This window comes from Mucilaginibacter sp. P25 (assembly GCF_050859465.1).
Taxonomy (GTDB): domain Bacteria; phylum Bacteroidota; class Bacteroidia; order Sphingobacteriales; family Sphingobacteriaceae; genus Mucilaginibacter; species Mucilaginibacter gossypii.
The window spans coordinates 3815327-3829068 of the sequence record NZ_CP193937.1; the positions used below are offsets into that span (position 1 = coordinate 3815327).

19 protein-coding genes and 1 pseudogene are annotated in these 13742 nt (G+C 43.3%); 13 read left to right on the top strand and 7 right to left on the bottom strand.

Annotation, left to right across the window (positions count from 1 at the left end):
- Positions 1–57: 57 nt before the first annotated feature.
- From ACRQ5D_RS19330 to ACRQ5D_RS19345, 4 genes are read left to right on the top strand one after another with little or no spacing between them, the layout of a single operon-like run.
- Positions 58–201, top strand: coding sequence for a hypothetical protein (locus ACRQ5D_RS19330; RefSeq protein ID WP_432326285.1), 144 nt, complete (start codon positions 58–60; stop codon positions 199–201).
- Positions 198–1193, top strand: coding sequence for a TolB family protein (locus ACRQ5D_RS19335; RefSeq protein WP_432326287.1), 996 nt, complete (start codon positions 198–200; stop codon positions 1191–1193). The genes ACRQ5D_RS19330 and ACRQ5D_RS19335 overlap by 4 nt, the downstream gene beginning before the upstream one ends.
- Positions 1148–1411 (top strand): hypothetical protein, encoded by a 264-nt coding sequence (locus tag ACRQ5D_RS19340; protein ID WP_432326289.1) that lies wholly within the window; start codon positions 1148–1150, stop codon positions 1409–1411. Before ACRQ5D_RS19335 ends, ACRQ5D_RS19340 begins: the two co-directional genes overlap by 46 nt.
- A complete protein-coding gene (locus ACRQ5D_RS19345) occupies positions 1351–2487 on the top strand; it encodes a hypothetical protein (RefSeq protein WP_431200219.1) in 1137 nt (378 codons plus the stop codon). Before ACRQ5D_RS19340 ends, ACRQ5D_RS19345 begins: the two co-directional genes overlap by 61 nt.
- Positions 2488–2500: 13 nt before the next feature.
- Here ACRQ5D_RS19345 and ACRQ5D_RS19350 read toward each other — a convergent pair whose 3' ends face one another.
- From ACRQ5D_RS19350 to ACRQ5D_RS19365, 4 genes and pseudogenes are all read right to left on the bottom strand, one after another.
- Complete coding sequence (locus tag ACRQ5D_RS19350) at positions 2501–3262, bottom strand: hypothetical protein (protein ID WP_091171330.1); 762 nt, start codon at positions 3260–3262, stop codon at positions 2501–2503.
- A gap of 4 nt (positions 3263–3266) precedes the next feature.
- Positions 3267–4013 (bottom strand): copper homeostasis protein CutC, encoded by a 747-nt coding sequence (locus ACRQ5D_RS19355; RefSeq protein WP_091171332.1) that lies wholly within the window; start codon positions 4011–4013, stop codon positions 3267–3269.
- A gap of 153 nt (positions 4014–4166) precedes the next feature.
- Positions 4167–5176: pseudogene (locus tag ACRQ5D_RS19360) on the bottom strand (N(4)-(beta-N-acetylglucosaminyl)-L-asparaginase).
- Between the two features lie 315 nt (positions 5177–5491).
- A complete protein-coding gene (locus ACRQ5D_RS19365; RefSeq protein WP_432326291.1) occupies positions 5492–5767 on the bottom strand; it encodes a putative signal transducing protein in 276 nt (91 codons plus the stop codon).
- A 54-nt stretch (positions 5768–5821) separates the two neighbouring features.
- Here ACRQ5D_RS19365 and ACRQ5D_RS19370 point away from each other — a divergent pair, with 54 nt between their 5' ends.
- From ACRQ5D_RS19370 to ACRQ5D_RS19390, 5 genes are all read left to right on the top strand, one after another.
- Positions 5822–6769 (top strand): helix-turn-helix transcriptional regulator, encoded by a 948-nt coding sequence (locus ACRQ5D_RS19370; protein WP_432326293.1) that lies wholly within the window; start codon positions 5822–5824, stop codon positions 6767–6769.
- A 121-nt stretch (positions 6770–6890) separates the two neighbouring features.
- The gene (locus ACRQ5D_RS19375; protein WP_432326295.1) at positions 6891–7283 is read left to right on the top strand and encodes an EVE domain-containing protein; all 393 of its coding nucleotides are present in this window, start codon (positions 6891–6893) and stop codon (positions 7281–7283) included.
- A 49-nt stretch (positions 7284–7332) separates the two neighbouring features.
- Positions 7333–7464 (top strand): SRPBCC family protein, encoded by a 132-nt coding sequence (locus ACRQ5D_RS19380; protein WP_431200222.1) that lies wholly within the window; start codon positions 7333–7335, stop codon positions 7462–7464.
- A gap of 8 nt (positions 7465–7472) precedes the next feature.
- A complete protein-coding gene (locus tag ACRQ5D_RS19385) occupies positions 7473–7754 on the top strand; it encodes an SRPBCC family protein (protein WP_431200822.1) in 282 nt (93 codons plus the stop codon).
- Positions 7755–7848: 94 nt separating this feature from the next.
- On the top strand, positions 7849–8307 hold the full coding sequence (locus ACRQ5D_RS19390) for a GyrI-like domain-containing protein (protein WP_091171354.1): 459 nt from the start codon (positions 7849–7851) through the stop codon (positions 8305–8307).
- Positions 8308–8473: 166 nt separating this feature from the next.
- On the opposite strand, the gene ACRQ5D_RS19395 is transcribed toward ACRQ5D_RS19390, so the two are convergent.
- The 3 genes from ACRQ5D_RS19395 to ACRQ5D_RS19405 form a co-directional block, all read right to left on the bottom strand.
- The gene (locus ACRQ5D_RS19395) at positions 8474–9808 is read right to left on the bottom strand and encodes a dihydroorotase (protein ID WP_091171358.1); all 1335 of its coding nucleotides are present in this window, start codon (positions 9806–9808) and stop codon (positions 8474–8476) included.
- A gap of 96 nt (positions 9809–9904) precedes the next feature.
- Positions 9905–10411, bottom strand: coding sequence for a hypothetical protein (locus ACRQ5D_RS19400; protein ID WP_432326297.1), 507 nt, complete (start codon positions 10409–10411; stop codon positions 9905–9907).
- Positions 10412–10479: 68 nt separating this feature from the next.
- The gene (locus tag ACRQ5D_RS19405) at positions 10480–10896 is read right to left on the bottom strand and encodes a winged helix-turn-helix transcriptional regulator (protein WP_091171363.1); all 417 of its coding nucleotides are present in this window, start codon (positions 10894–10896) and stop codon (positions 10480–10482) included.
- 80 nt (positions 10897–10976) lie between these two features.
- Here ACRQ5D_RS19405 and ACRQ5D_RS19410 point away from each other — a divergent pair, with 80 nt between their 5' ends.
- From ACRQ5D_RS19410 to ACRQ5D_RS19425, 4 genes are all read left to right on the top strand, one after another.
- The gene (locus tag ACRQ5D_RS19410) at positions 10977–11288 is read left to right on the top strand and encodes an NAD(P)H-binding protein (protein ID WP_431200223.1); all 312 of its coding nucleotides are present in this window, start codon (positions 10977–10979) and stop codon (positions 11286–11288) included.
- A 26-nt stretch (positions 11289–11314) separates the two neighbouring features.
- Positions 11315–11860 (top strand): hypothetical protein, encoded by a 546-nt coding sequence (locus ACRQ5D_RS19415; RefSeq protein WP_431200224.1) that lies wholly within the window; start codon positions 11315–11317, stop codon positions 11858–11860.
- 245 nt (positions 11861–12105) lie between these two features.
- Positions 12106–13458 carry a DEAD/DEAH box helicase gene (locus tag ACRQ5D_RS19420; RefSeq protein ID WP_091171370.1) on the top strand — a complete coding sequence of 451 codons (1353 nt, stop codon included), beginning with the start codon at positions 12106–12108 and terminating at the stop codon, positions 13456–13458.
- A gap of 9 nt (positions 13459–13467) precedes the next feature.
- Positions 13468–13734: a hypothetical protein gene (locus ACRQ5D_RS19425; protein ID WP_091171373.1), complete on the top strand. Its 267-nt coding sequence runs from the start codon at positions 13468–13470 to the stop codon at positions 13732–13734.
- Positions 13735–13742 lie beyond the last annotated feature (8 nt).

Consider the following 13742-nt stretch of genomic DNA (forward strand, 5'->3'; position numbering starts at 1 on the left):
TTTGATATAGGCAGCCTGCCATGGCCGCAGCAACTGGCTATTCACGAGTACAGGCATGTGCAGCAGTACAATAATTTTAATGTAGGCCTGTCGCATTTACTCCGCATAGTTTTTGGCGAGGGCGGGCAGGCGCTGGGTAACGACCTGGCTGTACCCAACTGGTTTTTGAGGGCGACGCTGTTTTTAACGAAACCCTGGTGAGCGAACAGGGCAGGGGCCGGTTGCCTTATTTTTTTACCGGTTACCGTGCGCTGTGGGCTGCGGATAAAAACTACAGCTATATGAAGCTTCGCAATGGCTCGTACCGCGACTATGTGCCCGACCATTACCCCCTTGGCTACATGATGGTAGCCTACGGCCGCGAAAAATATGGAAGCGAACTCTGGAAAAACGTAACACATGACGCTGCGGCTTATCGAGGTGGCTTTTATCCTTTTCAATGGGCTGTTAAAAAATACACCGGCGAAAGTTTCAAAACCTTTTCAAATAATGGGTTTGCTTATTTCAAACAGCAATTTGCCGAAGATAACAATCAGCCCATTGCCGAACGAAAGAAACATTTTGACGCCAACCGGCAATACCCGGCTTTTGTGAACGATAGTACGCTCATCTATGCCAAAAATACTTACGATCATTTGCCTGCCTTTGTCATTAAAACCGGTGATAAAGAATTGAAAATCAGCACCCGTTCCTATTCATTGGATAGTTATTTTGATTATCACAACGGTAAAATAATTTATACATCCTATCGGCCGGATTTACGCTGGAGCTACCGTAATTATAGTGAACTGATGCTGCTTGATACAAAAACGGGGCTGGAACACCGGATCACATCAAAAGCAAAATACTTTTCGCCTGCTTTTAGTGCCGATGGCCAAAGCATTGTTGCTGTACGGGTTGATCCATCAGGATTGAGTCAGCTGCATATTTTGGATACTGCGGGTAAACTACAACAGGAAATTCCAAACCCGAAGGGGCTATTTTATACTTACCCTAAGTTTTACGGCGATGGCAAACTGCTGTCGGCAGCGCGCAATAAGGATGGTAAAATGGGGATAGCGCTTATTGAGATCGCTACCGGTAAAACAGCGTATTTAACACCCCCGAGTTTTCGCCCGATAGGTTTTATCGCCCTAAAAAAGACACGTTGTATTTCACGCAAACCGATGGTAAAAACGACCGCCTGTTTGTGATGATGCTTAACGATAAAAGTGTTTATGAAATGTTGCCAACCGGTAATTTTACAGGTTTAGGCTACTATCAGCCGGCAGTAAGTGATAATAAACTGGCCTGGGTAGGTTTTACTGCCGATGGTTACCGGATTAACCAGGCCAATAAAAAAGATTTGAAATGGATAGCCGCCGGGGAGATTATGCACGCTACCTGCCCGATCTGGGTATCACAGCACTGAAAAAAGATTCGGCTGCCAATTTAGTAACAGGGATAGTTGATAAGCCATTGCCGGTTACCAGCTATCCCAAAGCGCATGGTTTGTTCAATTTTCACAGTATCATCCCCAATATCAGCGACCCTAATTATTCATTCGCTATCACGGGCGAGAATGTGCTGAATACTTTTCAGTCCGAGTTGTCTTTTGATTATAATACCAACGAAGGCTACAAGCAGTTTGGTTTCGATGCCATTTACGGGGCTTTGTTCCCCTATATTTCGGCCGGGGCCGATTACACACTCGACAGGCGGAGCTTTTATAAGGGCCAATACGTTTACTGGAACGAGACTGCTGTGCATGGTGGTTTGCGGGTTCCCCTGAATTTTAGTGAGGGCAAGCGCTTAACCAGTCTTACCTTTGGCAGCGACCTGTATTTTAACAGTATCAACTTTCAACAAGCCTACAAAGGCAGTTTTGCTGACCGGTCATATAGCTATTTGAATAATTATTTCAGCTTTAGCAATCAAACGCAACAGGCACAGAAAAATATTTATCCCCGGTTTGCGCAAAGCATAGGCGTCAATTATAAATCGGCAGTTTCAGGATCGGGCGCAACGCAGCTATTGGCTACGGGAAGTTTTTATTTCCCTGGTTTGTTTGTGAACCACAACTTTGTCATCAGCCTGGCGCACCAGCAAAAAGGGAAGGACAACGTGATCAGTTTCTCTAATGATTTCCCTTTCTCCAAAGGTTATACCGCCGAAAACCTGGATGATATGAATAAGATTGGCTTAACATATCATATGCCAATAGCTTATCCTGATGCAGGTTTCGGCAACCTGTTTTACCTGTTACGCCTGCGTGCAGCATTGTTTTTTGATTATACCCATGCCAGCGCATCAAACTTTTTTACCGATGGCAGCGGTTTTAAGCAAAACTTCAGGTCGGCAGGTGGTACCCTGTATTTTGATACCAAATTCTTTAATCAAAACAGTATCACATTCGGTATCAGATATAGCAGGCTGCTGGATGAAGATTTTTTTGGCGGGACAGGGCGCAATAGGATAGAGCTGGTTTTGCCGGTAACTTTCTTTTAGTTGGATGGTTGATCTAATAATCAGTACTTATGATGCCCACTATACAACCCGAACAGGTGATCAACTCTGATTTTCTATCGTTAACATAGGAGGCTATTCGAATGATCTCAACAGGAATTTTGACATTCTTTTTTTGAAGAGTTTTTATTCCGGCAACGCCGTAGGCTTGTTCCTCGCAGCAAAAGCTGAACAACAGATTTTTAAGTTTTTTGATATCCCTGTTTTTTACAAGCTCGTCAATATATTCCCCCATCTTCGTTTTAGGACTTGCGTCACCGCAATAAAAGGCATACATTTTATATAGATTTAACTCTTTTACTAAATCTTCAATGTTTTTGGATGATTTGTAAAAGTCGTTGCGTCTTTTTAAGTATTGCAACACTTTCGTAGTATCTATTTTTGGATGATTTTCTCTTTTATTTAGTTTATCGTAAAGCGGATCTCCAAAGAATGAGTTATCATAGCACACAGAACTAATTAGAATGCTGTCGCCCATTGTTAGTAAATTAACATAGTAACGATTCGATCCATTAAAAATAACGTTTATCCGTTGATGCTTATAACCAAAATCCACATCTCTGTTAAAGTAAGTAGTTACTTTGCTATCATGGGGCTGCCGGGTTTGTTTAATGCTGTCAATTCTTTGGAAAAGCCTGGTAGCGCTCTTTTCATTATTAGATACTGATTCTATTTTGTGATAATAAGTCTGAAGCTGGGCATAACTTTTTAAAACGGTAACTTGGAATAAAAACAGAAAAAGTATTTTTCTATTCATAAATTTAACTGTTAGCCAGCCTGATGAGTTCCTTAACCCGGTCAACGCCGGTAACATCAATACTATATTCATCGCCGGCTTCGGCGCTCATCATGATGCTTTCATTGTGAAACTTCATTTTACTGGCAACCTTGATCCTTGCTGATGAATGAACTTCTTTTACCCCGGTGTAATGTATGAGATCGGCAACATTCGCTTCACTTACGCCGCTCCCGGGCATAATGCTGATGCGGCCGGCGGCTTGTTCAACGAGGCGGTTTAAATTGCTGGCACCCTCAATAGCGGTGCTTTTGCCTCCTGAGGTAAGTACGCGCTCGCAGCCCATTTCAATGATTTCTTCAAGGGCTTTATGCTGATCGGCACACATATCGAAAGCCCGGTGAAAAGTTACACCCAGGCCCCATTGCCGGGCAAGGCGTACCATTTCGGTACAGCGTTCTATATCGATAGAGCCATCTTCTTTAAGAATACCTATTACCACACCGTCGCAACCGGCATCAATACAATACCTGATATCGGCCATCATGAGCTTGTACTCCATATCATTGTACAAAAAATCGCCGCCGCGAGGACGGATGAGCACATACAGCTTGATATGGAGCAGGCTGCGGGCCATTAATATGGTGCCGTGCGATGGGGTGGTGCCGCCATCCTTCAAATTTTCGCAAAGTTCAACACGCACAGCGCCGCCCTCCTGGGCCGCCAGGGCCGATGTTACCGAATTAGCACAAACTTCGAGTGATACCTGCATGTTTTTTTAAGTCCATAGACCATAGTCAATAGTCCATGGCCTTTTTTTGTTTATTGTCTATGGTCGATAGTTCATAGACTACTACTGTTAAGTTAACTATATTCTACAATATTAAACTATGGACTATCGACTATGGTCCATCGACCAATAAATTTACTTATAATAACTTTTTCCTGGTATTAACAGGTCCTGTTGTTGTGCATTACAAACGGCGTATGAAAAACCACTTTGTATAGCATAGGCACCATATTCGCCTTTTTTATTAATAGCTAAAAAGCCAACCTGGATCTTTTTGGCTATTTCCGGTTTCTTTTTAATAATACGGTTTACAGCTTCCTTGCAGGCATCCTCCGGAGATAGGCCCTGGCGCATTAATTCAACCACCAAGAAGCTGCCCACATTGCGGATCACCTCCTCACCAACACCGGTTGATGTTGCACCGCCAACCTCATTATCTACATAAAGACCTGCACCTATAATCGGGCTATCACCAACGCGGCCGTGCAGTTTAAAAGCCATGCCGCTGGTAGTACATCCGCCTGAGATGTTGCCTTTGGCGTCAATAGCAAGCATACCAATGGTATCATGGTTGTATTTATTGCCCGGTTTACCGCCGTTTTCGATATTCATAACGGGGCTGTACTGAGCTTTTTTAAGCCACTCCTTCCAGATCTTTTCTGTTTCGGGGGTTAGCAGTTTTTCTTTTTCATACCCTGCTCAACGGCAAACTGGGTAGCACCTTCGCCAACCAGCATTACGTGAGGGGTTTTCTCCATCACTAAACGTGCTACCGAAATAGGGTGGGCTATATTCTCCATGGCAGCTACCGAGCCACAGTTGCCAAACTCGTCCATGATACACGAGTCGAGGGTTACATGTCCGTCACGATCGGGCAAGCCGGTGCGGCCTACAGTATGATTGGTGATATCTTCGGCTTCAGGGATGCGGGCCCCGGCTTCAATAGCGTCGAGCGAACGGCCTCCGGCTGATAATACTTTCCAGGCTCCTTTGTTGGCTATAATGCCAAAATCCCAGGTTGAAATTACGATAGGATAACCGCCTTCGGGCTTTGATATGACGGTTTTTGCGATGGCAGATTTAGAAAGCGCTGCAAATGAAGCACCTGCGGCGGATAATTTAATGAACTTACGGCGGTTGTACATACCGCTAATATATGAAAAACAGTTTTAAGTCATAAGTTCTAAGTCTTCAGTCTGAAGTCGTAACTCTTGAGTTTTAAGTTAAGACCCTATCGGGTTATAAAAATGAAGATTTTTGACTCGCGACTTAAGACTTTCGACTTTGAAAAAAGCTATTCAAAATCCCGCTGGCAATTAAAACAATGCCATGCTTTGCGGCTATAAAAAGGGAATATCATCAATAAAAATGAGATGATGGCGGTGAACCAATGAACCCTTTTTTCGGTTGCTGAACCATAACGTACATTGGTTGAGCCACAATAAGGGCAAATCACGGCATTAAGCGTTTCTGTCATCAATTTCAATATGGTCCTGGTCGTGCAGGTCACCTTCGGCGGCTAAAATCTCCCGGCATCGCTCCAGGTCGCGCTCAAATATTTTGAGTTTAATGCCGCCTACAGCCTGGTTGTAAAGGGGATTGGACCCAATGGTGTTTTCATCGGCAATAAAGCAGGGGATACCATAACCTTCCAGTTTGGTGCGGATGATATGTGCAAGCATCACATCATAATAGGTTTCAAACGTTATGATCTTTTCTTCGGGTTGAACGGCCATATTGTAGATAAATATTAATCAAAGGTAAATTGTTTTTTATTTAATTTGGACGCCATGAACCGCATCGACCGAATATCAGCCATTTTGATCCAACTACAATCACGCAGGGTGGTAAAGGCAGGAGATATTGCCGATAGGTTCAATATTAGCCTGCGTACGGTTTACCGCGACATAAAAACGCTTGAAGAAGCTGGCATCCCGCTCATAGGCGAAGCCGGCGTTGGCTACTCCATTATGGATGGTTACCGCCTGCCCCCGGTAATGTTTACCCGCGAGGAAGCCACAGCTTTTTTAACCGCCGAAAAGTTTGTTGAAAAGCTTACAGATACCTCAACCATGGCACAGTACCAGTCGGCCATGTACAAGGTGAGGGCTATTCTTAAATCATCTGAAAAAGATGCCCTGGAAAACCTTGACGGCAGCATCGAAGTACTGAAAAGCCATAGTCAGAAAAGGGCCGGAAGTACCGATCATATCCAAACCATACTGGATTGCATTATCTGTAAAAAGATCATGAGCATTGATTACTTTGCCGCCCACTCGCAGGAAAATACCAAACGCGAAGTTGAACCGGTAGGCGTTTTTTTCCTGGATAGTTTCTGGCACCTGATAGCCTACTGCCGTCTGCGTAGTGACTATCGCGATTTCAGGATGGACCGTATCAGGAAGCTGGTGGTTACAGATAAAAGTTATGTAAACAGTAAGCACCCTACGCTAAAAGATTATATTGACAAAATGGCCTGCGAAAAGCAGCTTGAACAGGTGGTGATAAAAGTTGACAAGGAGATTCACAGCTATCTTGATCATCAAAAATACTACGGCGGTTTTGTATCTGAGAAAACTGTAGGAAGTAAAATTGAGATGACTTTTTTGACCATCTCATTGGAAGGTTTTGCCCGATGGTATATGACCTTTGGCGACCGTGCCGAGATCATCAGACCCGACACCTTGTTGCAGCGTGTACGGGAGATCACCGCAACCATCGCCCAAAAAATAAATTAATTTCTTTTCTTTTTTCCTGCTGACATAAGGCTGTCACCAGCGCGTTGTTACTTTGTTTCATAATGGCAGGGGCAGGGCTTTTATTGGTCGTGTTTTTGCGGTTAATTTAAACCATACACTTATGAAACATTGGATAATAGTAGTATCAAAAGATCACATTGGCCGTGGCATTTCCGGGGGATTTATTCAGGCCAATCATGGTAAACTGGCGCCGCTTAAACGTATGGAAGTTGGCGACTGGGTGGCGGTATATTCGCCCAAACAAAAGATGAACGGCAATGAGCCTTTGCAGGCTTTTACAGCCATTGGCCAGGTGCGTGACGAGGATATTTATCAGAAGCAAATGGCTATTGATTTTATCCCATACCGCCGCAATGTAAATTACTACGAATGTGCCGAAGTTCCGATAGCCCCGATGATTGAAAAGCTCGATTTTATCACCAACAAAAAAGCGTGGGGCTACAACTTCAGGTTTGGATTTTTGAAGTTCCCGGCGCAGATTTTAAGAAGATAAAGGAACAAATGATCACTGCAAAACAACCACTATTAAATAAGGCTACGTTATGGAAAAATTAACAGTAAATGTGCAGGTAAAATTTAAAGCCCCGATGGCTAAAGTTTGGCAAGGCCTGACTGATCCTGCTATGGTGAAAAAATATTTTTTGGTACCGATCTTGAATCGAGCTGGAGGGTAGGGGAGCCCATAAAATTCAGCGGGGAGTGGGGTGGTAAAAAGTATGAAGACCATGGAACTATACTGGATATTGATCCGGGCACATTTGTAAAATACAGCTACTGGAGCAGCATGAGCGGCACTGACGACAAGCCCGAAAACTATGCCAATGTTACCTACAACCTCACCGAAAATAATGGCGAGACTGAACTTACCGTTACCCAGGACAACGTAAAAAACGAGGAAGCTAAAGCGCATTCAGAACAAAACTGGAAAGGGATTTTTGAAGAATTGAGGAAACTGATAGAGTAATTATAATATTAAATTAATAATTTATATAATCATTATAATTGTTTGTAAAAAAGTTGATTATAAGTCAATATAACAAATAGTAATAACTCCGAAAATGGATAAAGTAACAATAAAGGGTTTCTATTTAGTTGGGATTTCGGTACGTACTACAAACCAAAACGGGCAGGCAATGAAAGATATAGCAGGGCTTTGGAACTGGTTTATGAGTGAAGCGGTTTTACAGCAGGTGGTGAACCGTCTTAGTGATGATATTTATTGTGTTTACACCGATTATGAAAGCGATAAGAACGGCTTTTATACCACAGTACTTGGTTGTAAGGTAGCTACTAAAGACAATATACCTGAAGGCCTGATTTGCATTACAGTACCACCCGGAAGCTATAACCGGTACGTGGCTAAGGGTGCATTGCCGCAGTCGGTAGGCGAAACCTGGCACCAGATCTGGACAAGCGATATTGACAGAAGATATATGGCCGATTTCGACGTATATGGAGAAAGGTCACAAAATGCTGATAACGCCGAGGTAGAAGTTTTTGTGGGAGTGAATAACTAACTATCGTCATGCTGAACTTGTTTCAGCACCCCATCAGAAGAGCCGCGTGGAATCTTGCTTGTGAGGTGCCGAAATAAATTCGGCATGACTTTTTAGTTAAAAGAATATAGCGTTTAGACTCCAGAAAACTCTGTAATTTCCAAAATTCTATAAATTGTAATTAATATTACCTGTTAAAAGTCAATCGCTTGCCGGCTTTACCTTCAATAAGACTTCCATTCGCATATGCCAGATTTCCTGATATCAATGTGTAAGCCACTTGCGAGCGGAAAGTATTGCCTTCAAATGGGCTCCAGTTACATTTATACAGGATATTACTTTTATTAACGTTCCATGGTTTGTTCAGGTTAACCAATACCAGGTCGGCCCAGTAACCTTCGCGGATGAAGCCGCGTTTTTCTATTTGAAAAAGGGTAGCTACGTTATGCGCCATTTTTTCTGCAATTTGCTCGAGGCTTATTTTACCATGGTGATACAGCTCAAGCATGGCTGGCAAAGCATGCTGAACCAATGGGCCACCGGATGGCGCCTGCAGGTAAGGCTGCTCTTTTTCTTCTATAGTATGCGGGGCGTGGTCGGTAGCAATAACGTCAATCCTTCCATCAAGTACAGCACGTAAAATACCATCACGGTCTGCCTCTGTTTTTACTGCCGGGTTCCACTTAATATAGTTGCCTTTTATGTCATAATCTGCATCGGTAAACCACAGGTGATGGATGCAGGCTTCGGCAGTAATTCGTTTATCTTTTAATGGAATTGTGTTGTCAAAAAGATGTGTCTCCCGCTCTGTAGAAATGTGCAAAATATGCAAACGAGTGTTGTGCTTTTTTGCCAGCTCAACCGCCATTGATGAAGACAAATAGCAGGCCTCTGCACTCCTGATTTTTGGATGCATCCGCACCGGAATATTTTCGCCAAGCAGTTGTTTGTAATGGGCAAGATTGCTCTTGATCGTAGCCTCATCTTCGCAGTGTGTAGCGATGAGCATGGGTGATTGCGCGAAGAGTTTTTCGAGGGTGTGAGGGTCATCAACAAGCATGTTACCGGTAGAGGATCCCATGAACACTTTGATGCCACAAACCTTACTGATATCGGTGCGCAAAACCTCATCTAAATTGTTGTTAGACGCGCCCATAAAAAACGAATAATTAGCCAGCGAATTGCGCGACGCGATCTGGTATTTATCTTCCAAAAGTTCCTGCGTTAAAGTGTTGGGAACGGTGTTTGGCATCTCCATAAACGAAGTGATGCCGCCCGCAACAGCAGCTCTTGATTCTGAATAAATATCGGCCTTATAAGTTAAGCCCGGCTCGCGGAAGTGCACCTGGTCGTCGATGCAGCCAGGTAACAAATGCAGTCCTTCTGCATTAATCACTTCATCTGCCTGGTGGTCGATAACTGAGTCGATACGGTCTATCAAACCATCTTTGATCAATACATCGGCAACGTATTGTTTATGCTCGTTAACTATGGTGGCTGCTTTTATCAGAATTGTAGACATGTTTTGAAATTTCGGATTTGGGATATTCGATTTCGGATTTGTTGATTGAGCTCAAACTTACGAAGTTTTTAAAACTTTGTAAGTTTTGAAGGGAAACTACTGAAGCATGAAGCCCTGTTGCTCCAGTATTTCGGCATTTTTCAATATACCGTATGTTCCAGTCTTTTTAACGGCCATTTTGTTATGGATGTGGTATTTTAGTTTCCGCGAGGCTTTATTGATTTCCTCCCAATTCCATACACTTGCCGGTCCTATAATTGAGTTGGGTAATTCATGACCAATTGCACCTTTCTCATTAAAATGCCCGATGTGTGATTTGCTAAGTACGTTCCCCTTAATTTGTCCCAGATAAAGTCGTATCAACCCCCAATCCATGGTTGAGTACCGGAACGTATGCCCTTTACAGCGCTTAGGATCAAGATTGATTTTTTCGAAAACAGGTTGCCCCTTAAACTCCGGTGACCATAAAGCGAAATTTGATCCAAAAGAGCCTCCGTTGTATAAATCAAATTTTGCGGTTATATCTGTTGCCGATGTATAACGAAGCACCTCTTCGTCATAAGCAGAATAATGATCAATAATTTGAAGTTTAGTCTCGGTCAAAATAAAATCGAGTAAGTCAATTTGGTCTTGTTTAATCGCGTAAAAGTCGTAAGTCATTCTATTCGTTTTTACATTTCGGCAAAAGTTTCTTCAGATGGAAACTCTCCTAAACTTCTATAAATTGCATTACCGCTCGCCTCGCTGTCCTTCACTGCCCATGTTGCCATTGCGTACATTACCGGCCGCAATTCCATGCCTGATTCGCTGAGCCGGTAGGTTACATGGGGCGGTACAACCGGTTTGGATTCCCTGATCAGCAGTCCGTCGGCTTCCAGTTGTTTCAGGTGCTGGATCAACATTTTTTCGGTGATGGTTGGGATAGATTTTTTTAGCTCGCTGTAACGCTTGCTTCCGGCTAAGAGGTGAAACAAAATGATCGGTTTCCAATATCCACCTATGCGTTCCATAACATAAGTTACCGGGCATTCTTTAAATGCGGCTTGTTTGTTTTCCTGTATAGTTGAGCTTTCTTTTATCGCTGTCATGGTAATACATACTTTAGGGTAAGTACTTGTAAAAAAGTAAGTGTAAAAATACCTTTGCTTTCAATAAAAACAAAAACATTATGAAAATTATAGTAACAGGTTCAACAGGCAATATAAGCAAACCTTTAACACAAACTTTAATAGCCGCAGGGCATAACGTAACAGTAATTAGCAGCAATGCCGATAAGGTAACAGAAATAGAATCATTAGGCGCTAAAGCAGCAATAGGTTCATTAGCCGATGCTGATTTCTTAACACAAACATTTACTGGTGCCGATGCGCTTTACGCCATGGTGCCGCCAAGCTTCAGTGCCGAAAGTTTAAGGGCATACCAAAACGAAACAGGTAAAAGCTATGCCGAAGCTATCAAACGCTCGGGTATAAAAAAGTAGTTGCATTAAGCAGCATAGGTGCGCATTTGGATAGCGGCGTAGGCCCTATAAAAGGCATTCACGATGTTGAAGGTGTTTTGAGCGGATTAGATGGTGTGGCCGTTAAATTTATCCGTGCACCATTCTTCTATATCAATTTTTTCAGTAATATCCCGCTTATTAAGCACCAGGGTATCCTTGGATCAAATTATCCTGCAGATGCAAGACTAATCATGGTACACCCTAAAGATATTGCAGCCGCAATAGCAGAAGAGTTGCAAAAGGATTTTATTGGTAAAAGCGTACGCTACATTGTAAGCGAAGAGTCGACACCCGGCAAGGCAGCTGCAATTTTAGGTGATGCAATCGGCAACCCTAACTTGCCATGGATTGAGTTTACTGATGAACAGCTTGCAGAAGGCTTATCACAGGCAGGCGTTCCTCCCGAAATGACCCGCAACTTTGTTGAAATGGGCACTGCGGTAAAAAGCGGAAAAATCTGGGAGGATTATGATAAGCATAGGCCTGTATCGTCCGGTAAGGTGAGTTTGCAGGATTTTGCCAGGGAGTTTGCTGCGGTATACAACGGCTAAATTTTCTCATGTAAAAGTCATTATTGCTGTGAAAGCAGTAGTTGGCCTCACCCACCCCCCACCTCAGGTGCGGGGTGTTTACTTTTTTGAAGGCTTCACTTTTGGGAAATTTAGAGGTACCCACTGATTTGTACCCAGCGATGATCACTTGTGAACGATACGCTCTTCTTGTTTCCTGGTTCTTACTTTCCTGACTCGCACTTTCCGCATTGTTCCTACTTCAACAAAAAGCCTATCTTTGCGGCATGGCAGTAACCTTTGAAGATCTTAAATTTAACCGGCAAATTTTAAACGCTATAGCCGATGCCGGTTATACCGAAGCTACGCCTATTCAGCAAAAAGCTATTCCGCCGATATTGAACGGACAGGATGTAATGGGTATTGCACAAACCGGAACCGGTAAAACCGCGGCCTATGTGTTGCCCATTATCATGAAGCTTAAATATGCGCAGGGCGAACATGCCCGGGCGTTGATTATTTCGCCGACGCGTGAACTGGCCATGCAGATTGAGGAAAACATTAAAGCATTTGCCGCTTATACCGATTTACGGGTTGTTTTACTTTACGGAGGTATTGGCCCCAAAACACAAATAGAGCAGGTAAAAAAGGGTGTCGACATTATTGTGGCAACGCCCGGCCGTTTTATGGATATTTACCTTGCCGGGCATATCATGACCAAACCATTACAGGTGTTGGTGCTTGACGAGGCCGATAAAATGATGGATATGGGCTTTATGCCCCAGATAAACCGGATATTGGAAGTAGTGCCGGTGAAAAGGCAAAACCTGCTTTTTTCGGCTACCATGAGCGAGAAGGTGCACCAGCTTTCGGCTAACTTCCTGGAGTTCCCTACGGTTATTGAGGTTACGCCACAGGCTACGCCGGCGCAAACGGTTAACCAGCATTTATACCATGTGCCCAATATTAAAACCAAAATAAACCTGCTCAAAAAGTTGCTCGATAACGAAGGGGAGATTACCAAACTGATTGTTTTTTGTAAAACCCGTGCAGTGGCCGAAGACGTATTCAAATTCCTGACCCGCAAATTTGGCGAAGAGGAAGTGAAAGTGCTTCACGCCAATAAAGGGCAAAATACGCGCATCAACTCCATCAATTCATTCAAAAACGACGATGTGAAGATATTGGTGGCTACCGATGTGGCATCGCGAGGTATTGATGTGAGCGATGTAAGTCATGTGATCAATTTTGATGTACCGGTGGTGTATGAGGATTATGTACACAGGATCGGTCGTACAGGTAGAGCGCTGCAATCGGGCGAAGCCATTACTTTTGCTACACCGTCTGAAGAGTATTATATCCGCAAGATTGAGAAACTCATCAAGCAAACCATTCCCGTTGAGCGAATCCCCGACGATGTGTTTATTGAAGAAACCCCATATGAGGAAAGGCAGGACCAGGCGCGGGAAATAGATATGCAAAAGCGCAAAGAAGACCCCGATTTTAAAGGTGCCTTCCACGAAAAGAAATCCCTTAACCAGCGCAAAAAGTTTGATGCCAATAAGGATAAAGCTAAATACGGCTCAAAAGCAGCAAGGCAGGGTACAGGCCGATCATCCAAAAGCAAAAAAAGACACTAAGCTCCATCAATGAAATTCAGATTTACCCCTTTAAACTTTTTTACCGCGTTTTTGGTGGCGGTAGCAGCCTATGTTTTTATTTATGGGGCTGGTATGGCCGGACGCCCGCTTGAACATTGGGGCGGCACCATAGGTTGGATCTTTTTATTGTTTGCCTTCGTGGTTTTTGTGATTGATATGATGTTCCGCAACTTTTTTATCGAAACTAAAAAAATATGGATGGTGGAGACCTTCTTCATCGTTCTGGTTATAATTATATTCTTACTTGTTAAATAAATTTTGAA

Bases quoted from the DNA above. Each gene is read 5' to 3' on its own strand.
- ACRQ5D_RS19390 (WP_091171354.1), top strand. From the start codon at position 7,849: ATGGATAAAGTAACAATAAAGGGTTTCTATTTAGTTGGGATTTCGGTA.
- ACRQ5D_RS19405 (WP_091171363.1), bottom strand. From the start codon at position 10,896: ATGACAGCGATAAAAGAAAGCTCAACTATACAGGAAAACAAACAAGCC.
- ACRQ5D_RS19370 (WP_432326293.1), top strand. From the start codon at position 5,822: ATGAACCGCATCGACCGAATATCAGCCATTTTGATCCAACTACAATCA.
- ACRQ5D_RS19425 (WP_091171373.1), top strand. From the start codon at position 13,468: ATGAAATTCAGATTTACCCCTTTAAACTTTTTTACCGCGTTTTTGGTG.
- ACRQ5D_RS19350 (WP_091171330.1), bottom strand. From the start codon at position 3,262: ATGAATAGAAAAATACTTTTTCTGTTTTTATTCCAAGTTACCGTTTTA.
- ACRQ5D_RS19345 (WP_431200219.1), top strand. From the start codon at position 1,351: ATGGATAGCCGCCGGGGAGATTATGCACGCTACCTGCCCGATCTGGGT.
- ACRQ5D_RS19355 (WP_091171332.1), bottom strand. From the start codon at position 4,013: ATGCAGGTATCACTCGAAGTTTGTGCTAATTCGGTAACATCGGCCCTG.
- ACRQ5D_RS19395 (WP_091171358.1), bottom strand. From the start codon at position 9,808: ATGTCTACAATTCTGATAAAAGCAGCCACCATAGTTAACGAGCATAAA.
- ACRQ5D_RS19420 (WP_091171370.1), top strand. From the start codon at position 12,106: ATGGCAGTAACCTTTGAAGATCTTAAATTTAACCGGCAAATTTTAAAC.
- ACRQ5D_RS19375 (WP_432326295.1), top strand. From the start codon at position 6,891: ATGAAACATTGGATAATAGTAGTATCAAAAGATCACATTGGCCGTGGC.
- ACRQ5D_RS19410 (WP_431200223.1), top strand. From the start codon at position 10,977: ATGAAAATTATAGTAACAGGTTCAACAGGCAATATAAGCAAACCTTTA.
- ACRQ5D_RS19380 (WP_431200222.1), top strand. From the start codon at position 7,333: ATGGAAAAATTAACAGTAAATGTGCAGGTAAAATTTAAAGCCCCGATG.
- ACRQ5D_RS19365 (WP_432326291.1), bottom strand. From the start codon at position 5,767: ATGGCCGTTCAACCCGAAGAAAAGATCATAACGTTTGAAACCTATTAT.